Origin of the sequence: Streptosporangium sp. NPDC020145 (assembly GCF_040631275.1) — a bacterium.
Classification (GTDB): domain Bacteria; phylum Actinomycetota; class Actinomycetes; order Streptosporangiales; family Streptosporangiaceae; genus Streptosporangium.
Window position 1 is genome coordinate 494,171 of sequence record NZ_JBEXZT010000005.1, and the last position, 20,468, is coordinate 514,638.

Sequence of the window (20,468 nt, forward strand, 5' to 3'; positions counted from 1 at the left end):
TCAGGAGGGAGGCGCGCCGTCCTGCCGTCGGGCGCGAGGTCCGCGGCGGGGGAAGCGCACGGTCAGCAGCCTGGCGCGGGGGGCGACCCGGCGGGCCAGCGTGAACAGGGCGTCGGTGCGGGAGCGGTCGGCGTCAAGGTGGGTGAAGAGGTTGACGCCCAGGTAGAAGGTGATCGCGGCGTAGGCGAGGTCGCGGGGCGGCATGAGCCTGGCCAGGGGTGAGCCGCCGATGACCCGCTCCAGCGTCTGCTCGACGAAGTCGATCCACGGGTCGGAGCGTTTGACGATCTCCGCCCTGAGCTCGGGCCTGGCGATGCTCGCGCCGACGAGCTCGGAGAAGAGCGTGATGTGCCCCGCCTCCAGGTCGGCCCGGTAGATCGCGGTGGCGATCTCGGCCAGCTCCTCCAGCGTGCGGGCCCGCTCGACGGCTCTGCGGTAGTCGGTCATCCGCTGCTCGGAGGCGCGGTCGAGTGCGGCGAGCAGCAGCGGATCGACCCCGCCGAAGTGGTAGAAGACCAGCGCCGAGTTGACCCCGGCGGCCTTGGCGATGGTACGGGCGCTGGCCCCGGCGTATCCCTCGGTCCGCACGGTCTCGGCGGCGGCCTCGATCAGCCGCTCCCGGGTCTCCGCGCCCGCCTGCTTGTTCACTTCACCGCTCCCTTGCCAAGACGATCTCTTCGATCATACGGTTTAATCGACTGATTAAACCGACCGATGAAGAGGGTGGCCCCATGGATGACCCGTCCGGAAGATCACCGGACTCGGAACCGCTCCCCGAGGACCGGACCGAGCGCAGGGCACGCTGGAACCTCGCCGGTCTGCTCCTGGCCCTGTTCGTCGCGCTCCTGCTCTACCGGGTGCTGCACGCGGGCCACCTGGAGGAGACGACGCTCTTCTACGTCGGCCTCCCCGCCGTCATCGCCATCACGGTCGTGCTGACGAGCAAACCGAGGTCCGCGACCGGCGCGATCCTGGCGACGATCACCGTGGCCCTCGCCTTCGCGGGACCGTTGCTCGGCGAGGGGATCGTCTGCCTGCTGTTCGCGGCCCCGCTCTTCTACCTCGTCGGCCTGCTGATCGGGGCCGTCATCGACTACTTCGACCGGCGGGGACCCCACGCGCTCGCCGCCCCGCTGGTGCTGCTCACGCTCGTCGCCGTGGGCGCGGAGGTGGCCGGACCGGCCCGTGACAACGCGGTCACCGCGGTGCGGGCGGCCCCGGGGACCGGGACGGAACAGGCCCTGGCCGCCGTCCCCCGCTTCGGCCCGTTCGAGTCGGCGTTCCTGAAGATCGGCTTCCCCAGGCCGCTGGCGGCAACCGGCACCGGCCTCGAGGTCGGCGCACTGCGGGAGATCACCTTCAACCCGCGCCGCTCCCTCGGCATCGGCGCCCTTCCCGAACCGCGTTCGATGACCCTCAGGGTGAAGGAACGCGGTCCGGGGCGGGTGACCTTCTCCGTGGTCCGCGACACCACGCTGACCCGCTGGCTCGACCTCCGCGAGGCGGAGTTCACCTGGGGGAACGGGAGGCTCGCGGTGGCCCTGCGCTACCGCCGTACCTTCGACCCCGGCTGGTACTTCGGCCCCCTGCAGCGCTACGCCGTCGGCCAGGCCGCCGACTACCTGGCCGGGACCTTCGCCCGATGACGGGCGACCCCGTGCTGGTGCGCGGTCTGGCCCTCGCGGTACCGGTCGCCGCGGTGCTCGCGGCCACCTGGAGAGGCCGGGTCCGCCGGGGGCTCGGAGAACGGGACGCGGCCGCGGCGATCCTGGCCACGCTGTGGAACCTGGAGGCGCTCATCGCGGTGAACCTCCTCGCCCAGGACCTCGGCTGGTGGCGCTTCACCGCGGTAGGGGCCCTCTACCGGGGCGTTCCGATCGACCTGCTGCTGGGCTGGGCACTGCTCTGGGGCGCGGTGCCCGGCCTGGTGGCACGCCGGGCGCCGATCCCGCTGGTCGCCGCGTCCCTCGGCTGGCTGGACCTGGCGGTGATGCCCCTGGCCGAGCCCGTCGTCGTGCTCGGTGAGCACTGGCTCGCCGGGGAGGCGGTCGCGATGGCCGTCGCCCTGCTCCCCGGTTTGCTGGTGGCCTCCTGGACGGCCGGAGGCCGCCGCCTGCCCCTCAGGGCCGCCGCCCAGATCGTCCTCGCGGCCGCCGGGGGCATGGCGCTGCCCATCGTGCTGACCGGGGCGTGGCGGCAGCCCATGTGGGTGCTCGGCCTCATGGCGCAGGCGCTGGCCGTGCCCTCGCTGCTCGGGCTGGCCGCCGTACGGGAGTTCGCGCTCGCCGGCCGGGGGACGCCGCTGCCGTACGACCCGCCGGAACGGCTGGTGGTCACCGGGCCCTACGCCTACGTCCGTAACCCGATGCAGGCCGCGATGACGGGCGGCTACCTGCTGCTCGCCCTGCTCGACCCGGTGTTCCTGGCCGCGGCGCTGGTCGCCTTCGCCTACGGGGCGGGGCTGGCGGCCTGGCACGAGGGGGAGGGGCTCACCGCGCGCTTCGGCGGGGAGTGGGCCGCCTACCGGCGCGCCGTACGGGCGTGGGTGCCCAGGTGGCGGCCCGTCGCCTTCCCCGGGGCCGTCGCGTCCGTGTACGTGGCCACCACCTGCGGGATCTGCTCGCAGGTCGGCGGATGGATCGTCGCGCGCCGTCCCGCCGGGCTGCGCGTGCTCGCCGCGGAGGACCACCCCGCGGGGCTGCGCCGGATCACCTACGAGTCGGCGGACGGGCGCGGTGCCCAGGGGGTGGCGGCGATCGCCCACGTGCTGACCCACATCCACCTCGGCTGGGCCCTGGCGGGCTGGACGCTCATGATCCCGGGGGTCGGCCGGTTCGCCCAGCTCTGCATGGACGCCTTCGGGGGCGCGCCCAGGACCCTGGCCGTACGGAACGGGCCGTCGCCGGCGGGGAAGCCGGGCGGGTACGGCCGACCGCCTGGGCGTCGTGTCACGGTATGCCGGGGAAGCGGTTCGGGACGCGGTAAGGTCTTGCCTGTTCCAGCCGGGTCAACTAAGGAGATCGGCGCATGCTTACCGCAGGAGAGGTCGCCGGACTGATCGTCGCGATGGCCTGGGCGATCCTGGTCTGCTTCCTGGCCGTGGCGCTGGTCAAGCTGGCCCGGCTGCTGACCGAGACCACCAAGATGGTCTCCGAGCTGGGCGAACGTGTGGTCCCGCTGCTGGAGGACGTCACGGTCACCGTCAGCGAGACCAACCGCCAGCTGGTCGCCGTCGAGGCCATCGCCAAGGACGTCAAGCAGGTCAGCGGGCACGCCGCCAAGATCAGCGACGTCACCCAGACCCTGGTGACCGGGCCGTTGATCAAGCTCGCCGCGCTGACCCACGGCGTCAGGCGCGCCCTGTCGGCCCGCAGGAACGGCAGGCCCGGCTCCCGGGTCCTCGAAGGGCGGCGGCGATGATCCGCAGGCTCTTCTACATCTCCCTGGGCGCGTTCGGCGCCGTGTGGGCGATGCGTAAGCTGCAGTCACTGCATCCGAACCACCTGGCGCGCCGTGCGGTGCGCGGCGCCTCGGGGGTCCTGGACCAGGCCCGGGACTTCGCGGCCGAGGCGCTGGACGGCGCGGCGCAGCGGGAAACCGAGTTGCGCTCCCGATTCGGCCTCGACAGTGTTGAGAACACCTACACCTACCACGTAAAGGATGGCCGCTGACATGGAGTCGGCAGAGATCGCCCGCCGCTTCCTGCGCTTCTTCGAGGAGCGTGGGCACACCGCCGTGCCCTCGGCCAGCCTCATCGCCGAGGACCCGACGCTGCTTCTCGTCCCCGCGGGCATGGTGCCGTTCAAGCCCTACTTCCTGGGCCAGCAGAAGCCGCCCTACCCCCGGGCGGCCAGCGTCCAGAAGTGCGTGCGCACCCCCGACATCGACGAGGTCGGCAAGACCACCAGGCACGCCACCTTCTTCCAGATGCTCGGCAACTTCTCCTTCGGCGACTACTTCAAGGAGCGGGCGATCCCGCTGGCCTGGGAGCTGCTGACCAAGCCCGAGTCCGAGGGCGGCTTCGGCTTCCCCGAGGAGCGGCTCTGGGTCACCGTCTACCACGACGACGACGAGTCCTACGACATCTGGCACCACAAGGTCGGCATCCCCGCGGAGCGCATCCAGCGCCGCGGCCTGGCCGACAACTACTGGCACATGGGCGTGCCCGGCCCCGGCGGCCCCTGCACCGAGATCTACTACGACCGCGGCCCCGAGTACGGCAGGGACGGCGGCCCGATCGCCGACGAGAACCGTTACCTGGAGGTCTGGAACAACGTCTTCATGCAGTTCCAGCTCGGTACGGTGCGCAGCAAGACCGACTTCGACATCGTGGGCGAACTGCCCGCCAAGAGCGTCGACACCGGCATGGGCCTGGAGCGGATGGCCGCGATCCTGCAGGGCGTCGACAACATCTACGAGATCGACACCACCTACAAGATCCTCGACAGGGCCGCGGAGCTGACCGGGACCCGCTACGGCCGTGACGAGCGCGCCGACGTCTCGCTGCGCGTGGTCGCCGACCACGTCCGCACCGGCGTGATGCTCGTCGCCGACGGCGTGCTGCCCTCCAACGAGGGCCGGGGCTACGTGCTGCGGCGGATCCTGCGCCGTGCGATCCGCAACCTGCGCCTGCTGGGCGCGGGCGAGCAGCGCTACATGCACGACCTGACCGCGGTGACCATCGACGTGATGGGCGATCTCTATCCCGACCTCAAGGCCGACGCCCCGCAGATCCACGGCGTCATCGACGCGGAGGAGGCCTCCTTCCTCGGCACCCTGCGCACCGGCACCGCGATCTTCGACGCGGCCGTCGAGGAGACCAAGCGCAAGGGACGGGGCACCCTCGGCGGTGACCAGGCCTTCCAGCTGCACGACACCTACGGCTTCCCGATCGACCTGACCCTGGAGATGGCCTCCGAGCAGGGCCTCAAGGTCGACGAGGAGGGCTTCCGCAGGCTGATGAAGGAGCAGCGCGACCGCGCCAAGGCCGACGCCGCCGCCAAGAAGACCGGAAACGCCGACATCTCGGTTTTCGGCCAGATCCTGGAGAAGACCGGCAGGGTCGAGTTCCTCGGCTACGACAACGTGACCGCCGAGTCCGCGGTCATCGGCCTGCTCGTCGACGGGCTCCCGGTCCCCGCCGCGGGCGCGGGCACCACCGTCGAGGTCGTGCTCAGCCGTACCCCCTTCTACGCCGAGGGCGGCGGCCAGCTCGCCGACCAGGGGATCATCCGCACCGACGGGGCCGAGGTCGAGATCGTCGACGTGCAGTCCCCGGTCTCGGGCGTGATCGTGCACCGGGGCAAGGTCAGGACCGGTGAGGTCCGGGTCGGAGACCAGGCCCAGGCCGAGATCGACGTCGAGCGGCGCCGCGCCATCTCCCGCAGCCACACCGCCACGCACCTGGTGCACAGGGGCTTTCGCAACGCGCTCGGCGAGACGGCCGCGCAGGCGGGTTCGGAGAACTCGCCCGGCCGTTTCCGCTTCGACTTCACCGCGGCGGGCGCCGTGCCGCCCAGTGTGCTCCGTGACGTCGAGGACGAGGTCAACGCCATCCTGATCAACGACCTGAAGGTCAACGCCTTCCACACCTCCCAGGCGGAGGCGAGGGCGATGGGCGCGCTGGCCCTGTTCGGCGAGAAGTACGGCGAGACCGTCCGCATCGTCGAGGTCGGCGACTACTCCCGTGAGCTCTGCGGCGGCACCCACGTCGCGAGCTCGGGCCAGCTCGGCCTGGTCAAGGTGCTCGGCGAGGCCTCGATCGGCGCCGGAGTGCGACGGGTCGAGGCCCTGGTCGGCCTGGACGCCTTCCGCTTCCTGGCCCGTGAGAGCGTGCTCGTCGCCCAGCTCTCCGAGCAGCTCAAGGCCCGCAGGGAGGAGCTGCCCGAGCGGATCGAGGGCATCGTCACCCGGCTGCGCACCGCGGAGAAGGAGCTGGACAGGCTCCGTTCCGCCCAGGTCCTCGCGCTCGCGGGCGAGATGGCCGCCGGAGCACGTGATCTGGGCGGAGTGTCCGTGGTGACACACCGCGCGCCTGATGGCACCTCTGCGGATGATCTGCGTAAACTCGCCCTTGACGTGCGCGGACGGTTCCCAGGGGATCGCGCGGCGGTCGTCGTCGTCGCGGCGGTTCCCGCCGACCGGCCGGTCGTCGTGGCCACGGTCAACGACGCGGGCCGTGAGCGCGGCCTCAAGGCGGGCAGGCTCGTCGGCGTCGCGGCCAAGGCCCTCGGCGGTGGCGGCGGCGGCAAGGACGACGTCGCCCAGGGCGGCGGGACCCGGCCCGAGGCGATCGGCGACGCGCTGGGCGCCGTCGAACAGGCGATCGCCCAGACACTCGCCTGAGCGGCCGAAGCCGGTGAGCCGCGCGCGGCTCTGAGGCGGAGGCGGAGAACATGATGAGAAGTGGCATCCGGCTGGGTGTCGACGTCGGCTCGGTCCGCATCGGCGTGGCCCGCAGCGATCCGTCCGGATTGCTGGCCACGCCGGTGGAGACCGTACGGCGAGGCAGAGGCGACCTCGACCGGCTCGCGGAGATCGCGGCCGAGTACGAGGCGGTGGAGATCGTCGTCGGCCTGCCGACCTCGCTCTCCGGCCGTGAGGGGCAGGCGGCGGGGGTGGCCCGTGAGTTCGCGGGCAGGATCGCCTCGCGGCTGGCGCCCGTCCCCGTCAGGCTGTTCGACGAACGGCTCACCACGGTCACCGCGCAGCAGGGGCTGCGCGCCAGTGGCGTCAGGGCCAGGGAGCAGCGCGGCGTGGTCGACCAGGCGGCGGCGGTCGTGCTGCTCCAGGCTGCCCTGGACAACGAACGGGCGACCGGCAGGCCGCCGGGCGTGGCGGCCGGTCCACCGGCAGGGCCGTCCTCCGGGTCGCCGAGAGGTTCTTCGTCCGGGCCGCCGGGCGCCCGGCGGCCCGGTGAGGAGAGGCCGAGCGGCGGGACCGGACGGTGAGCGGGCGGCGGCTGGCATGGCTGCTGGCCTGTGGCGCGGGCGCCGCGCTGCTCGGAGCCGGGGGCTATGTCCTGGCCAGGCCCTACCTCACCCCCGCCGACTTCGAGGGGCCCGGCACGGGAGCGGTCACCGTGCGGATCGCGCAGGGCGCGAGCGCGGGGGAGATCGCCGCGACGCTGGCCGAGGCGGGGGTCGTGGCGAGCGCGGGCTCGTTCGTCGCGGTGGCCGAGGAACGCGGGAAGGCGGGCAGCCTGTTCCCCGGGCACTACCGGATGCGCAAAGGCATGTCGGCCACCTCGGCACTCGACCTGCTGACCGAGCCCCGCTCCCGGATGGTGCGGCGTGTCGTCGTCCCCGAGGGGCTGCGTCTGCCGGAGCTGCTCGACCGGCTCGCGGAGGGCACGGGGATGCGCAGGGCCGACCTCGTCGGGGCGGCGAGGAACCTCCGGGCGCTGGGCCTGCCCGGCTACGCCAGGGGCCCCGAGGGCTTCCTGTTCCCGGCGACCTACGAGGTGGAGCCGGACACGACCCCGGCCGAGCTGCTCGGGGCCATGGTGGAACGTTTCAAGGACGCCGCCGCCGACCTGAACCTGGAACGGCGGGCCGCCAGGAGGGACCTGACCCCGCTTGAGGCCGTCACGGTGGCCAGCATCGTCCAGGCGGAAGGTGGGAGATACTCGGACTATCCGAAGATCGCTAGAGTGATCTACAACCGGATCAAGGCCGGTTCCCCCCTCCAGCTCGACACCACGGTGCTCTACGCGCAAAGGCGCAGAAGCCTCATGGTCTCGGAGAAGGACACCACGGTGCGCTCGCCGTACAACACCTATCTGAGGCCCGGCCTGCCGCCGGGCCCCGTCGCCAGTCCCGGGGAGAAGGCGCTGAGAGCGGCGCTTCGGCCTGGCAGGGGAAGGTGGTTCTGGTTCGTCACCACGGATCCGGCGCATAGAATCACGAAATTCACTGACAAAGAGAGTGAGTTTGTGAGATACCGGGAACAGCTGAACAGATACCTCGGGACGCACTGATGTCCGGCGGAACACCCCCCGTTCCGCCGCGCGCGGCGATCCACTCCGGCGGTCCGAACGAGGGCCAACGGCGGTCCGAGGTGTCCGGTCCGGGGCTCCTCCTCGGTTTGGCGGACCCGCTTGACGCCACGCCGTCCCTGCCGGGAGATTGGCCAGCGCATCTATGAACGGGCTCGATATGGACTTTCTGGTCGGCGCCGAGGACGACGACGGGTCACGGCGTGGCTCTCGCCAGTCTCCAGGACGGCGCGGCCGCCGCAGAAGGCGTCGCCGCAACAGGGGCGGCTTCCTCGCCCCGATGCTCGCGGTCATCGTCCTGATCGGCGGTCTCGGCGCGGCGGGCTTCTACGGTTACACCTGGCTGCGTGAGATGACGACTCCCCAGGACTACGCCGGTGAGGGCAGCGGCGAGGTCGTCATCGAGATCAAGGACGGTCAGACCGCCTCCGACGTCGCCCAGACCCTGGAGAAGCAGGACGTCGTCAAGAGCGCCAGGACGTTCACCGGGGCCGTCGCCGACGCGGGCAAGAGCGCCTCCCTGCAACCGGGTGAGTACCGCATGCGCAAGCGGATGTCCTCGGCGGCGGCCGTCAAGCTGCTCGATCCGTCTCTGCGGCTGCTGGAGCGGGTGACGCTGAAGGAGGGCCTGCGCCTGTCCGACACCCTGGCGACGCTCGCCAAGGAGACCGGCAAGCCGCTCAAGGAGTTCCAGCAGGCCGCGAAGAACGTCAAGGCGCTCGGCCTGCCCGGCTACGCCAAGGGACGCCTGGAGGGCTACGCCTTTCCCGCCACCTACGACATCACCCCCAAGATGACCGCGGCGGACATCCTCACCGCGATGGTCGACCGTTTCAACCAGACGGCCGACAAGGACGGGCTCGTCTCGGCGGCCAAGAGCCTCGGGCACACCCCGCACGAGATCATGACGATCGCCAGCATCGTCCAGGCCGAGTCGGGCAGCGTCGAGGACATGTCCAAGGTGGCCCGGGTCATCTACAACCGCCTGGACGGCAACCGCAAGCTGGAGATGGACAGCACGGTGATGTACGGGCTGAACAAGTACGGCATCTCCGCCACCAACGCCGACCTGGAGAGCAAGTCGCCCTACAACACCTACAAGCGGCTCGGCCTGCCGCCCGGCCCCATCGCCAACCCGGGTGACCACGCCATCCAGGCGGCGCTCGACCCGGCCAAGGGCGACTGGATCTGGTTCGTCACCACAGACCCCAAGCGCGGCATCACCAAGTTCGCCTCGACGGAGGCCGAGTTCTTCCAGTTGAAGGCGGAGTTCGAGAAGAACAGGAACGGCGGATGACGCGGGCGGCGGTCCTGGGCTCGCCCATCGCCCATTCGCTCTCGCCCCACCTGCACCGGGCCGCCTACGAGGCCCTCGGCCTGTACGACTGGCAGTACGAGGCCTTCGAATGCGACGAGGCGGGACTGCCCGCCCTGCTCGACGGGCTCGGCCCCGGCTGGGCGGGCCTGTCGCTGACGATGCCGCTCAAGCGCGCCGTGCTCCCGCTGCTCGACACGGTCTCCGACCTGGCGGTCGAGGTCGGCGGGGCGAACACCGTGATCCTCTCCGAGGGCGGTCGCCACGGGGAGAACACCGACGTGTACGGCATCGTCCAGGCGCTCACCGAGGCCGGGGTCAAGCCGCCGCACGGCGCCACGGTCCTCGGCGGCGGGGCGACGGCCGCCTCGACACTGGCCGCCCTGCGCGAGCTGGGCCTCTCGCGGGCCAATCTGGTGGTCCGCGACCCGGCCAGGGCGGGCGAGACGGCACAGGTGGCCGAACGGCTCGGCACCGCCCTGTCGGTGCGCACCTTCGACGAGTTGGAGAGCGTCCTGGACGTCGACCTGGTCGTCTCCACCCTGCCCTCCGGCGCCGCGGACGGTTTCGCCGGCCTGCTGGCCGGGGTGCCCGCGCTCTTCGACGTGGTCTACGCGCCGTGGCCGACCCGGCTGGCCTCGGCCGTCGAGGCCGCGGGCGGCACCGTGGTCGGTGGCTTCCCGATGCTGCTGCACCAGGCGGTCCGGCAGGTCGAGATGATGACCGGCCGGACCGACGTCCCGGTCGAGGCGATGCGCGCGGCGGGCAAGGCCGAGATCGTCAGGCGAGCGGCTCCGGGGAGCTGACGGTCCCCGAGCCGTACGGCCGGAAGCCCCTCCTGGCCACGACGAAGGCGGTGACGCCCACCAGGACCTGGACGAGTCCGGGAAGCCACTCGTCGTGCGACATCCCGGACCACGGCACGCCGCGGTAGAGCACCAGGAACAGCGGCACCAGGAGGACGACGGCCCGGCGTCCCGCCGGGGTGCGGCTGGCCGCCCCACAGGCCATGCAGACCATCGTCGTCATGGCCAGGGAACCGAGGAAGTACTCGGGGGCGAGGAAGTGCTCCAGAGCCGAGGCGACGTTCATCGTCAGGATCGCCGCGGCGGTCCAGCGCAGCAGCGAACGGCGGCCGACCAGCGTCGCCCCCGCCGTCGGGCTGGGGGCGAACGTCAGCAGGAGCGCGACAGCGAGGTCGGGCAGTGCGTAGAACGCCCTCTCGAAGGGGGTGAACGGGTCGATGCCCATGCTGAGCACAGCCGGGATCGTCGTGCTGGCGGCCGTCAAGACCCAGGCCGCCGCCGCGGCCGCCCAGCGCGGGCCGCGCAGCGCGAGCCAGACGATCAGCAGGCGCGGCAGCGCGTAGACGGCGGGCGTCAGGGCGTAGAGGAGAGGCTGGGTGCCGTCGACGGTCAACAGTATGGTGCCCCAGGTGCTCATCTCCAGGACCAGCAGGTGGAGCGGGGCGACGATCGCGGCGATGTTCAGCGCGTCACGCCAGGATCCGCCGCTGCCCGGGCCGAAGGCGTGCCGCAGGCGGATCAGCACCCCGCCCTTGACCAGGTCGAGCACGTCACGCGGGTCGGGGAACCGCCATCCTTGCCCGGCCTGCGCCAGCATCACCCCGAGCATCTCCTCCCCGTGCCTGGCCCTGTGCTCGGCCGGGTAGAGGGCCAGCAGCCTGCGGTAACGCTCCTCCAGTGTGCTCACGCCACACCCCCGCCCACGCCGGGGACCAGGGCACGCAGCCGGGTCGAGGCCGCCTCGGCGTGCCTGCGCAGCCGTTCGGCCTCGGTGGCCAGGCGGGTGCGGCCCTCCGCGGTCAGCCGGTAGTAGCGCCGTATCCGGCCCTCCACGACCTCCTCGCGGTCGGTGGCGATCAGATTTTCGGACTGGAGGCGGTCGAGGGCGGCGTACAGGGTTCCCGCCCGCAGGCGCACCCGGCCGCCGGAGATCTCCTGGACGTCGCTGATCACCCCGTAACCGTGCTGGGGTCCCGCGGCCAGGGCCGTGAGGATCAGGAACGTCGGCTCCTGCATCGATCTCTGGTTCATATGGTCTTTATATATCGACCATCGGCATATTGAGAAGGTGGGATCGGGAATGATTCGGCGGGTGTCGGGGGTGTGATAGAGTAACTACTCGATCGGTCCGGCATGCCTGCTGGACGCGCAAGCGGAGGTTCACCTCCCACCTGGTCGACCGAGAGGTCGGCAGGTCAAGGATCACAGCCGGATGACTCCGGCCGGGCTCGCGGTGTGTGAATCGGCGAGTTCATGTGGCCCCGCATGCGCGACGTGCGGGGCATTCGCGCTTCTCGACCTGGAAACGGCCTGTGTTCCGCGACCCTCCCGGCACGATCGAGTATGTGCAAAGCCGCCTGCAAGGACGGCGGCGGATCGCAACCTAGGAGGCCTCATCAGCGCCGAGCCCCGCATCAACGACCGTATTCGCGTCCCCGAGGTCCGCCTCGTCGGTCCGAACGGCGAACAGGTTGGCATCGTCTCCATCGGCGATGCTCTGAAGCTGGCTCAGGAAGCCGATCTCGACCTCGTCGAGGTCGCGGCTACGGCTCGCCCGCCCGTGTGCAAGCTCATGGACTACGGCAAGTTCAAGTACGAGTCCGCGATGAAGGCACGCGAGGCGCGGCGTAACCAGGCGTACACGATCATCAAGGAGATCAAACTCCGCCCGAAGATCGACCCGCACGACTACGAGACCAAGAAGGGTCACGTGGTGCGGTTCCTTAAGGCGGGGGACAAGGTCAAGGTAACGATCATGTTCCGCGGCCGGGAGCAGTCCCGGCCCGAGCTGGGCTTCCGGCTCCTGCAGCGGCTGGCCGAGGACGTCACGGAGCTCGGCTTCGTCGAGTCCCAGCCCAAGCAGGATGGCCGTAACATGATCATGGTTATCGGGCCGCACAAGAAGAAGGCCGAGGCCAAGGCCGAGAAGGCGGCGGCCAAGGCGCGGCGTGACGACGATGCCGCGGACGGGTCTCAGGACGAGCAGGTGCCCGCTCCGCAGGAGTGACTCGCATAGCCTGAACCGTCAGGCAGTCGCGAGATGAAGCCGAGGCCGGGTCCGGTCTCACAGTCAGGCATGCCCTTGACTCGGGTTACCGGCCCGGGACATCGGCACGATCGAGGGAGAGACGGCTGAGATGCCGAAGATGAAGACGCACAGCGGTGCGAAGAAGCGGTTCCGGCTCACCGGCTCAGGCAAGATCAAGCGCCGCCGCGCCAACCGCGCCCACTACAACGAGTGGAAGTCCTCCAAGCTGACGCGTCGTCTCAAGCCCGAGGTCGTGCTCTCTGACGCCGACGCCAAGAAGATCAAGAAGCTGCTCGCTAAGTAACGGCCCCCGGGGAGATAGATACAAATGGCACGCGTGAAGCGGGCGATCAACGCCAAGAAGAAGCGCAAGGTCGTTCTCGAGCGGGCGAAGGGCTACCGGGGGCAGCGCTCCAGGCTGTACCGCAAGGCCAAGGAGCAGATGCTCCACTCGATGACCTACGCCTACCGCGACCGCAAGGACCGCAAGGGCACCTTCCGCCGTCTGTGGATTCAGCGCATCAACGCCGCTGCCCGTCAGAACGGCATCACCTACAACCGCCTCATCCAGGGGCTGCGTCTGGCCTCCATCGAGGTCGACCGCAAGATCCTCGCTGACCTCGCGGTCAACGACGCCGCCACGTTCGCGACCCTGGTCGAAGCCGCCAAGAAGGCGCTTCCGGCCGACGTGAACGCGCCGGTCGCCGGCTGAATCCGGCGCCGACGAACGCGCTGAAGAACACGCGGCCCACAGCGATCACGCTGTGGGCCGCATTCGCATTCCTGGGGAACGGACATGGCGGGATCTGAGCTGACCAACATCAAGTCGCCGCGGGTCAAGGCGGCCAGGCGGCTGACCAAACGAGCCTTCAGGGACCGGGACCGGTCCTTCCTGGCGGAGGGGCCGCAGGCGGTTCGTGAGGCGCTGGCGCTCGACGGCGTCGTGACCGAGCTGTTCACCACCGTCGAGGCCGAGGCGCGCCACGCCGACCTCGTCGCCGCCGCCGTCTCCGCGGGGGTGCCCGTGCACCGGGCCAGCGGTGAGGTGATGGCCGAACTGGCCCAGACCGTCACCCCGCAGGGCCTCCTGGCGGTGTGCCGGTTCGTGCACGTCCCCCTGGAGAGCGCGGTCACCGACCAGGCGAGGCTCGTCGCCGTGCTCGCCCACGTCCGCGACCCGGGAAACGCCGGGACCGTGCTGCGCACCGCGGACGCCGCGGGGGCCGATGCGGTGGTCTTCACCGACGCCTCCGTCGACCCCTACAACGGCAAGTGCGTTCGGGCCAGCGCCGGGAGCCTCTTCCACCTGCCCGTCGTCACCGGTGCCCCGGTGGCACAGGCCGTGGACAGGCTCAAAGGGGCGGGCCTGCGGGTGTTCGCCGCCGACGGCGCGGGAACGCGGACGCTCGACGACGTCGACCTCTCGGGGCCCGCGGCCTGGATCTTCGGCAACGAGGCCTGGGGGCTGCCCAAGGAGATCCTCGACCTTGCCGACGAGGTGGTCAGGGTGCCGATCTACGGCGGGGCGGAGAGCCTCAACCTCGCGACGGCCGCCGCGGTGTGTCTGTATGCCTCTGCCCGGTCTCAACGTGTACGTCCCCTGAGCGGGTGAGGCCCCCCGTCCCGAGGCTGCCGGAGGACACGCGAAACCCGCTATTGTCGGCGTTGTAGCGTCGAGGAGGCGGGGTCGTGCACGGCGAACACACCGACGAGCGGAGCGCTGATTCCGCCTGTGTGATCGACGTCGACGACCTTCCCGACGGCCTCGTCGTGACCGATCGGGACGGCCACGTGCTGAGCGTCAACCGGGCCGCGACCCGGCTGACCGGGATCGGCTGGGACCAGGCCGTCGGACGTCACGTGCGGGACGTGTTCTCCTTCCGCGATCACGACGGGCGCGACTGGTGGAAGTGGCTTGACACCTACGGCGGCCTGCCGACCCGCACCCGCCAGCCCGAGCTGCCGCTGCGCACTCCCGGCGGTCAGGAGATGCTCGTCGCGGCCCGGCTGGTGCGCAGGCCGGAGCGGGGTGGCGAGATCGCCCGTGTGGTGATCACGATGCGTGACGCGGGCGCGCGGGCCAGGCTCGAACGCAGCCGCGCGGACCTGGTCTCGACCGTCGCCCACGAGCTGCGCTCCCCGCTGACCAGCGTCAAGGGGTTCACCGCGACCCTGCTCGCCAAGTGGACCCGCTTCACCGACGACCAGAAGCTGGTCATGCTGGAGACGGTCAACGCCGACGCCGACCGGGTGACCCGGCTGATCACCGAGCTGCTCGACGTGTCCCGCATCGAGTCGGGGCGCCTTGAGATCCATCGTCAGGTGGTCGACGTCCCGGCGAGGGTCCAGAAGATCATCGATGGGCGGGTCGCAGCGGGGGAGCCCGAGGGGCGCTTCCTGCTCCGGGTGCTGGGCGAACTTCCCGAGACCTGGCTCGATCAGGACAAAATCGACCAGGTGCTGGCCAACCTGATGGAAAACGCCGTGCGCCACGGGCGCGGTACGGTGACAATAGTCGTCGAACCGAACCAATGGGGAGTGACCGTGTCCGTCCGTGACCAGGGAGAGGGCATTCCGCCCGAGCTGGCCACGCGCGTGTTCCGGCAGTTCTGGCGGGGCAACGCCCGCCGCCGCGGTGGCACCGGCCTCGGTCTCTTCATCGTCAAGGGTCTCATCGAGGCCCACGGCGGCACCATCTCCGTGCAGCGGGGGCCCGAAGGCGGGGCCGAGTTTCGATTTATGGTGCCCACCGGCACCCCTGACTTCGCCTGAGCGCGGATGCCAGCCCGGTGGGCTTCCCCGACTAGACTCATGGCCGCTCAAGCCCTGGATTCGGAGCTTTCTCTTGTCTAACTACGACCCGGTCGAGGTGACCCCGCTGCACGCCGACGAGGTGGCGCGCATGCAGGCGGAGGCGCTCGACGCCGTCAAGGCGGCGCGCGACCTCGACGAACTCAAGCAGGTACGGCTCGCGCACGCCGGCGACCGCTCGCCGATCGCCCTGGCCAACCGTGAGATCGGCGCGCTTCCGCCCGCGGCCCGGGCAGAGGCGGGCAAACGCATCGGCGGCGCGCGCAAGGCCGTCGCGGACGCCTTCGCCGAGCGTCAGGCACAGCTGGAGGCCGAGCGCGACGAGCGGGTCCTCGTTGAGGAGACCGTCGACGTCACACTGCCCTGGGACCGCACGGCCCGCGGTGCCCGCCACCCGCTGACCACCCTGCAGGAGCGCATCGCGGACGCCTTCGTCGGCATGGGCTACGAGGTCGCCGAGGGGCCGGAGCTGGAAGGCGAGTGGTTCAACTTCGACGCGCTGAACATCTCGCCCGACCACCCGGCGCGCTCCGAGCACGACACCTTCTTCGTCGAGTCCGTCGACTCGGGCAAGGTGCTGCGCACCCAGACCTCCCCGGTGCAGGTCCGGGCGCTGCTGAGCCGTCCGCTGCCGGTCTACGTGATCTCGCCGGGCAAGGTGTTCCGCACCGACGAGCTCGACGCCACCCACACGCCGGTCTTCCACCAGGTCGAGGGACTGGCCGTCGACGAGGGCCTGACCATGGCTCACCTCAAGGGCACCCTGGACAGGTTCGCCGAGCTCATGTTCGGGGAGGGCATCACCACCAGGTTCAGGCCGAACTACTTCCCGTTCACCGAGCCCTCGGCGGAGATGGACCTGCGGTGCTTCGTGTGCCGGGGCGCCTCCGCGGTGCCGGGCAACCCGCACTGCCGTACGTGCAAGTCGGAGGGCTGGATCGAGTGGGGCGGCTGCGGGATGGTCAACCCGCGGGTGCTGATCGCCTGCGGCGTCGACCCGTCCCGCTACAGCGGGTTCGCCTTCGGTATGGGCATCGAGCGCACGCTGATGTTCCGCCACAACGTCGAGGACATGCGTGACATGGTCGAGGGAGACGTGCGTTTCACGCTTCCGTTCGGAATGGAGGTCTGATGAAGGTCCCGCTTTCATGGCTGCGGGAGTACGTCGATCTCCCCGCCGTGACCGCGCACGAGGTGGCCGACAGGCTCACCGCCGCCGGTCTCAAGCTGGAGGCCGTCACCTCCTACGGTCATGACGTCAAGAGCGTCGTGGTCGGCGAGGTGCTCGCCATCGAGGAGCTGCAGGGCTTCAAGAAGCCGATCCGGCACTGCCAGGTCGAGGTCGGTGAGGCCGCCCCGCGGGAGATCGTGTGCGGCGCGACCAACTTCGTCGTCGGCGACCGGGTGCCGGTCGTGCTGCCCGGCGGCGTGCTGCCCGGCGGTTTCGAGGTCGGCGCGCGCAAGACCTACGGACGCATGTCCGAGGGCATGATCTGCTCGGAGCGCGAGCTCGGGCTGAGCGACGAGCACAACGGCATCATGGTGCTGCCGGAGGGCACGCCCATCGGCGCGGACGTGGCCGAGCTCCTCGGCCTGCGCGACGACGTGATCGAGCTGGAGATCACCCCGGACATCGGCTACGCGCTGTCGATCCGCGGTGTGGCCAGGGAGGTGGCCACCGCCTTCGGGGTTGCCTTCCTCGACCCCGCCGACGTCTCCCCGCCCGCCGAGGCGGCCCCGTCCTACCCGGCCTCGATCGCCGACGCGAGCGCGTGCGACCGTTTCGTGCTGCGGGAGGTCCAGGGCTTCGACCCGGCGGCGCCGAGCCCGCTGTGGATGCGCACGCGCCTGTCGCGCGCGGGCATGCGGCCGGTCTCGCTGGCCGTCGACGTCACCAACTACGTGATGCTGGAGCTCGGCCAGCCCCTGCACGCCTTCGACGCGACCCGGCTTGACGGTGAGATCGTCGTGCGCCGCGCCGAGCCCGGCGAGAAGCTGGAGACCCTCGACCACGCCGTGCGCACGCTCGACCCCGGTGACATCCTCATCACCGACGCCTCGGGTGCCATCTCGATGGCGGGCACCATGGGCGGCCTGAACACCGAGATCTCCGACACCTCGACCGACATTGTGATCGAGGCCGCGCACTTCTCCGCCAGCGGCATCGCGCGGATGTCCCGCCGCCACAACCTGGTCAGCGAGGCGTCCAAGCGCTTCGAGCGGGGTGTGGACCGGGAGCTTCCGCTCTACGCCTCCTGGCGTGCGGTCAGCCTGCTGGCCGAACTGGGCGGCGGCGTGGTCCAGCCCGGGGTGACCCACGCGGCGATCGAGATCGAGCCCGTCCAGATCTCCATCCCGAGCGGCTACCCCGGCCGGGTCGCGGGCGTCGTCTACGACCGCGAGACGGTGGTCCGGAACCTGGAGCAGGTCGGCTGCACGGTCGTGGAAGGCTCGGTCGAGCCCGGGGACGAACTGGCCGCCAAGCTGGCCGTGGTCGGCGACGACATGCTGACCGTCACCCCGCCCTCGTGGCGGCCCGACCTGACCGACCCCAACGACCTCGCCGAGGAGGTCATCCGGCTTGAGGGCTACGACAGGCTGCCCTCGATCCTGCCGGGCGCTCCGGCGGGCGCGGGCCTGACCCCGGGACAGCGGCTGCGCCGCCGTACGGGAAGGGCGCTGGCGGCCTCCGGCTACGTCGAGATCCTGGCCTACCCGTTCTTCGGGGAGCGCGACCTCGACAACCTGCAGCTGCCCGCCGGTGACGCCCGTCGCCTGGCCGTACGGCTGGCCAACCCGCTCAGCGAGGACGAGCCGCTGCTGCGCACCACGCTGCTGCCCGGCCTGCTCAAGACGCTGGTCCGCAACGTGGGCAGGGGCTTCGGCGACGTGGCGTTGTTCGAGACGGGCCTGGTCTACCGGCCCGCCGAGGACGCGCCCGCGACCGCGCCGGTCCTCGGCGTGGACCGCAGGCCCGAGGCGGAGGAGCTCGCCTCGATCGAGGCGGCTCTGCCCGCCCAGCCGCTGCGGGCCGGGGTGGTGCTCGCGGGCGAGTTCGAGCGCTCCGGCTGGTGGGGCAAGGGCCGACAGGCAGGCTGGGCCGACGCCGTCGAGGCCGCCCGCGTGGTGGCCCGCGAGGCGGGGGTCGTCCTCGACGTCCGCGCCGACCGGCACGAGCCCTGGCACCCGGGCCGCTGCGCCGCGCTGTACGTCGGGGACGTCCTCGTCGGCCACGCCGGTGAGCTGCACCCGCGCGTCATCGAGGCCTACGGCCTGCCGTCGCGCACCAGCGCGATGGAGCTGGAGCTGACCCACCTCGAAGGGCTGATGCCGGGCCCGGTGCAGGTCTCCTCCATCTCCGCCTACCCGATCGCCACCCAGGACGTCGCGCTCGTCGTCGACGCCGCGACGCCGGTTGCCGAGGTCGAGGCGGCGCTGCGCGAGGGAGCGGGCGAACTGCTGGAGTCGATCCGGCTGTTCGACGTCTACACCGGCGCCCAGATCGGTGAGGGGAACAAGTCGCTGGCCTACTCCCTGTGGTTCAGGGCGGCCGACCGGACGCTCACCGTCGAGGAGACCACCGCGGCCCGCGACGCCGCGGTCGCCCTGGCGGGCGAGCGGACCGGAGCGCAGCTGCGCGGGGTCTGATCGGATTCGGTACGGCCCCGGCCACCACGGACGACCCGTGGCGGCCGGGGCCTTCGCCTGTGGGGGACGAATGAGACATCTGCTGGTGTTCGCCGAACGTACGGAGGCCGAGGAGGTCGCGGACCTGGTGGGAGAGGAGTTTCCCCAGGTGGAGGCGCCCTCGGTGGTGCGGGAGACCCTCGCGGGGGAGGACGACGCCGAGGACGCCCAGTGGCTCGTGGTCGTCGAGGACCCCGGCGGCGCGCTGCCCGCCGAGGCCGTGACCCGGCTTGAGGAACTCGCCGAGGAGCACGACGGCTGGCGCGAGCAGGACCTCTAGGCCTCGGTGACGGCCGTACGGCGGGCACGTTCCCGTACGGCGTGCTCGTCGGTACGGGCGTCGTAGCGCCCGAAGCCGGGCAGCAGCGCCGCCATCGCCGCGACCGCGCCGACGCACAGCAGCCCGCCGACGCCCATGGAGAAGCGGGTGCCGCCGAGCTGGGCCATCATGCCCGCTCGCGCGTTGCCCAGCATCGGGCCACTGGTGTAGGAGAGCAGTTCGATCCCGGCCAGACGGCCCCGAAGCTCGTCGGGGATGGTCTGGTTCCAGATGGTCGAGCGGAAGATGCCGCTGATCATGTCGGCCGCCCCGGCCAGCGCCAGGAAGGCGAACACGCCCCAGACGGTCGGCATGACGGACGCCGCCGCGACCGCGACCCCACAGACGGCCGCCGCGACGATGACACCCAGGCCGTGCCGGTGGACCCGGGCCGTCCAGCCGGAGGTGGCCGAGGCGACCAGCGATCCGACGGCGGTGGCGGAGAAGAGCAGGCCGATCGCCTGAGGGGAACCGAGCTCGTCGGCCAGGAAGGGGTACAGCGCGGCGCACGAGGCGAAGACCATCGCCGCGATGTCCACCAGATAGGTGCCCATCAGGTCGGGACGCCGCACGGCGTAGCGGACCCCCTCGACGAGCGCTGCGATCGAGGCGGGGGGAGCGTCCTTCGACTGCGCGGGCATCCTGACCATCCAGAGCAGGGCCATGGAGATCAGGAAGGTGGCCACGTCGACGCCGTAGGCCGCCGCGACGCCGAACACGGCGGCGATCAGGCCGCTGAGCGCGGGGCCGACGATGGCACCGAGGGTCCAGCGGAAGCCGGACAGCGCGGCGGCGGCGCCGACCTGGTCGTGCCGGACGACCCGGGGGAGCAGCGCCTCCAGGCTGGGCCGCTGCAGGCTGCCCAGTCCCGCGCTGAGCGCCCCGACCACGTACAGGACCCAGATCTGCGGCCTGGGCAGCAGGGCGTTGACCGTCAGGGCGACCGTCGTGAGGCAGAGCCCGGCCTCGGTGTAGAGAATGATCTTGCGCCGGTCGAGCGCATCCGCGATCGCGCCGCCCCAGAGCCCGCACAGCACCATCGGCACGAACTCGGCCGCGCTGACCAGGCTGACCGCCACATAGGAGTCGGTGAGCTGCTTCATCTGCAGCGGCAGCGCGACCAGGGTGAGGAAGGTGCCGAACATCGTGATGGCCCCGGAGGCGAACAGCAGCCGGAAGTCACGTGAGTCGCGGAGCGGCCCAAGGTCCATTCCGACTCTGCGCAGCAGCCCCCCGAGGGAGCGATCAGATTTCTCCGGCACAAGGAGACAGTTTTTGCTATCGCT

20 protein-coding genes and 1 pseudogene are annotated in these 20,468 nt (G+C 71.0%); 17 read left to right on the forward strand and 4 right to left on the reverse strand.

Annotated elements, in window-relative coordinates:
- Positions 1–648 (reverse strand): TetR/AcrR family transcriptional regulator, encoded by a 648-nt coding sequence (locus tag ABZ463_RS13235; protein ID WP_352011695.1) that lies wholly within the window; start codon positions 646–648, stop codon positions 1–3.
- Positions 649–731: 83 nt separating this feature from the next.
- On the opposite strand from ABZ463_RS13235, the gene ABZ463_RS13240 reads away from it, so the two are divergent.
- From ABZ463_RS13240 to ABZ463_RS13280, 9 genes and pseudogenes are all read left to right on the forward strand, one after another.
- On the forward strand, positions 732–1,646 hold the full coding sequence (locus ABZ463_RS13240) for a hypothetical protein (RefSeq protein ID WP_362775868.1): 915 nt from the start codon (positions 732–734) through the stop codon (positions 1,644–1,646).
- On the forward strand, positions 1,643–3,058 hold the full coding sequence (locus ABZ463_RS13245) for an isoprenylcysteine carboxylmethyltransferase family protein (RefSeq protein ID WP_362775870.1): 1,416 nt from the start codon (positions 1,643–1,645) through the stop codon (positions 3,056–3,058). Before ABZ463_RS13240 ends, ABZ463_RS13245 begins: the two co-directional genes overlap by 4 nt.
- Positions 3,028–3,420: a DUF948 domain-containing protein gene (locus ABZ463_RS13250; protein ID WP_352011698.1), complete on the forward strand. Its 393-nt coding sequence runs from the start codon at positions 3,028–3,030 to the stop codon at positions 3,418–3,420. The genes ABZ463_RS13245 and ABZ463_RS13250 overlap by 31 nt, the downstream gene beginning before the upstream one ends.
- The gene (locus ABZ463_RS13255; protein WP_352011699.1) at positions 3,417–3,671 is read left to right on the forward strand and encodes a hypothetical protein; all 255 of its coding nucleotides are present in this window, start codon (positions 3,417–3,419) and stop codon (positions 3,669–3,671) included. Before ABZ463_RS13250 ends, ABZ463_RS13255 begins: the two co-directional genes overlap by 4 nt.
- A gap of 1 nt (position 3,672) precedes the next feature.
- Positions 3,673–6,345, forward strand: coding sequence for an alanine--tRNA ligase (alaS, locus tag ABZ463_RS13260; RefSeq protein WP_352011700.1), 2,673 nt, complete (start codon positions 3,673–3,675; stop codon positions 6,343–6,345).
- Between the two features lie 53 nt (positions 6,346–6,398).
- Positions 6,399–6,833: pseudogene (ruvX, locus tag ABZ463_RS13265) on the forward strand (Holliday junction resolvase RuvX); the annotation flags it as partial.
- A 113-nt stretch (positions 6,834–6,946) separates the two neighbouring features.
- On the forward strand, positions 6,947–7,978 hold the full coding sequence (gene mltG / locus ABZ463_RS13270; RefSeq protein WP_362775873.1) for an endolytic transglycosylase MltG: 1,032 nt from the start codon (positions 6,947–6,949) through the stop codon (positions 7,976–7,978).
- 178 nt (positions 7,979–8,156) lie between these two features.
- Positions 8,157–9,293: an endolytic transglycosylase MltG gene (mltG, locus tag ABZ463_RS13275; RefSeq protein ID WP_352011702.1), complete on the forward strand. Its 1,137-nt coding sequence runs from the start codon at positions 8,157–8,159 to the stop codon at positions 9,291–9,293.
- On the forward strand, positions 9,290–10,117 hold the full coding sequence (locus ABZ463_RS13280) for a shikimate dehydrogenase (RefSeq protein ID WP_352011703.1): 828 nt from the start codon (positions 9,290–9,292) through the stop codon (positions 10,115–10,117). The genes mltG (ABZ463_RS13275) and ABZ463_RS13280 overlap by 4 nt, the downstream gene beginning before the upstream one ends.
- On the opposite strand, the gene ABZ463_RS13285 is transcribed toward ABZ463_RS13280, so the two are convergent.
- Together ABZ463_RS13285 and ABZ463_RS13290 are read right to left on the reverse strand one after the other, a co-directional pair.
- Positions 10,092–11,024, reverse strand: a complete 933-nt coding sequence (locus tag ABZ463_RS13285) for a hypothetical protein (RefSeq protein WP_352011704.1) — start codon at positions 11,022–11,024, stop codon at positions 10,092–10,094. The genes ABZ463_RS13280 and ABZ463_RS13285 overlap by 26 nt on opposite strands.
- Entirely contained in the window at positions 11,021–11,368 is a 348-nt protein-coding gene (locus tag ABZ463_RS13290) for a helix-turn-helix transcriptional regulator (protein WP_362775876.1), read from the reverse strand. The genes ABZ463_RS13285 and ABZ463_RS13290 overlap by 4 nt, the downstream gene beginning before the upstream one ends.
- A gap of 364 nt (positions 11,369–11,732) precedes the next feature.
- Here ABZ463_RS13290 and infC point away from each other — a divergent pair, with 364 nt between their 5' ends.
- The 8 genes from infC to ABZ463_RS13330 all read left to right on the forward strand — a co-directional run bounded on the left by infC (position 11,733) and on the right by ABZ463_RS13330 (position 19,143).
- Entirely contained in the window at positions 11,733–12,344 is a 612-nt protein-coding gene (gene infC / locus ABZ463_RS13295; RefSeq protein WP_352011734.1) for a translation initiation factor IF-3, read from the forward strand.
- A 130-nt stretch (positions 12,345–12,474) separates the two neighbouring features.
- Positions 12,475–12,669: a 50S ribosomal protein L35 gene (gene rpmI / locus ABZ463_RS13300; RefSeq protein ID WP_184716514.1), complete on the forward strand. Its 195-nt coding sequence runs from the start codon at positions 12,475–12,477 to the stop codon at positions 12,667–12,669.
- A 24-nt stretch (positions 12,670–12,693) separates the two neighbouring features.
- Positions 12,694–13,077, forward strand: a complete 384-nt coding sequence (gene rplT, locus ABZ463_RS13305; protein WP_012892552.1) for a 50S ribosomal protein L20 — start codon at positions 12,694–12,696, stop codon at positions 13,075–13,077.
- Positions 13,078–13,161: 84 nt separating this feature from the next.
- Complete coding sequence (locus ABZ463_RS13310; protein WP_352011706.1) at positions 13,162–13,977, forward strand: RNA methyltransferase; 816 nt, start codon at positions 13,162–13,164, stop codon at positions 13,975–13,977.
- Between the two features lie 77 nt (positions 13,978–14,054).
- Positions 14,055–15,137, forward strand: coding sequence for a PAS domain-containing sensor histidine kinase (locus ABZ463_RS13315; protein WP_352011707.1), 1,083 nt, complete (start codon positions 14,055–14,057; stop codon positions 15,135–15,137).
- 130 nt (positions 15,138–15,267) lie between these two features.
- A complete protein-coding gene (pheS, locus tag ABZ463_RS13320; protein ID WP_352011735.1) occupies positions 15,268–16,308 on the forward strand; it encodes a phenylalanine--tRNA ligase subunit alpha in 1,041 nt (346 codons plus the stop codon).
- On the forward strand, positions 16,308–18,824 hold the full coding sequence (pheT, locus tag ABZ463_RS13325; protein ID WP_362775879.1) for a phenylalanine--tRNA ligase subunit beta: 2,517 nt from the start codon (positions 16,308–16,310) through the stop codon (positions 18,822–18,824). Before pheS ends, pheT begins: the two co-directional genes overlap by 1 nt.
- Positions 18,825–18,894: 70 nt before the next feature.
- Positions 18,895–19,143: a hypothetical protein gene (locus ABZ463_RS13330; RefSeq protein WP_352011709.1), complete on the forward strand. Its 249-nt coding sequence runs from the start codon at positions 18,895–18,897 to the stop codon at positions 19,141–19,143.
- Here ABZ463_RS13330 and ABZ463_RS13335 read toward each other — a convergent pair.
- Positions 19,140–20,393 (reverse strand): MFS transporter, encoded by a 1,254-nt coding sequence (locus tag ABZ463_RS13335; protein ID WP_352011710.1) that lies wholly within the window; start codon positions 20,391–20,393, stop codon positions 19,140–19,142. The genes ABZ463_RS13330 and ABZ463_RS13335 overlap by 4 nt on opposite strands.
- Between the last annotated feature and the right edge of the window lie 75 nt (positions 20,394–20,468).

What these genes read in the sequence shown, in the direction of transcription:
- pheS (WP_352011735.1), top strand. Translation starts at nt 15,268, where the DNA reads ATGCAGGCGGAGGCGCTCGACGCCGTCAAGGCGGCGCGCGACCTCGAC.
- alaS (WP_352011700.1), top strand. Translation starts at nt 3,673, where the DNA reads ATGGAGTCGGCAGAGATCGCCCGCCGCTTCCTGCGCTTCTTCGAGGAG.
- ABZ463_RS13245 (WP_362775870.1), top strand. Translation starts at nt 1,643, where the DNA reads ATGACGGGCGACCCCGTGCTGGTGCGCGGTCTGGCCCTCGCGGTACCG.
- ABZ463_RS13335 (WP_352011710.1), bottom strand. Translation starts at nt 20,393, where the DNA reads ATGGACCTTGGGCCGCTCCGCGACTCACGTGACTTCCGGCTGCTGTTC.
- pheT (WP_362775879.1), top strand. Translation starts at nt 16,308, where the DNA reads ATGAAGGTCCCGCTTTCATGGCTGCGGGAGTACGTCGATCTCCCCGCC.
- mltG (WP_352011702.1), top strand. Translation starts at nt 8,157, where the DNA reads ATGGACTTTCTGGTCGGCGCCGAGGACGACGACGGGTCACGGCGTGGC.
- ABZ463_RS13290 (WP_362775876.1), bottom strand. Translation starts at nt 11,368, where the DNA reads ATGAACCAGAGATCGATGCAGGAGCCGACGTTCCTGATCCTCACGGCC.
- ABZ463_RS13255 (WP_352011699.1), top strand. Translation starts at nt 3,417, where the DNA reads ATGATCCGCAGGCTCTTCTACATCTCCCTGGGCGCGTTCGGCGCCGTG.
- ABZ463_RS13240 (WP_362775868.1), top strand. Translation starts at nt 732, where the DNA reads ATGGATGACCCGTCCGGAAGATCACCGGACTCGGAACCGCTCCCCGAG.
- ABZ463_RS13250 (WP_352011698.1), top strand. Translation starts at nt 3,028, where the DNA reads ATGCTTACCGCAGGAGAGGTCGCCGGACTGATCGTCGCGATGGCCTGG.
- ABZ463_RS13310 (WP_352011706.1), top strand. Translation starts at nt 13,162, where the DNA reads ATGGCGGGATCTGAGCTGACCAACATCAAGTCGCCGCGGGTCAAGGCG.
- rplT (WP_012892552.1), top strand. Translation starts at nt 12,694, where the DNA reads ATGGCACGCGTGAAGCGGGCGATCAACGCCAAGAAGAAGCGCAAGGTC.
- rpmI (WP_184716514.1), top strand. Translation starts at nt 12,475, where the DNA reads ATGCCGAAGATGAAGACGCACAGCGGTGCGAAGAAGCGGTTCCGGCTC.
- ABZ463_RS13330 (WP_352011709.1), top strand. Translation starts at nt 18,895, where the DNA reads ATGAGACATCTGCTGGTGTTCGCCGAACGTACGGAGGCCGAGGAGGTC.
- ABZ463_RS13280 (WP_352011703.1), top strand. Translation starts at nt 9,290, where the DNA reads ATGACGCGGGCGGCGGTCCTGGGCTCGCCCATCGCCCATTCGCTCTCG.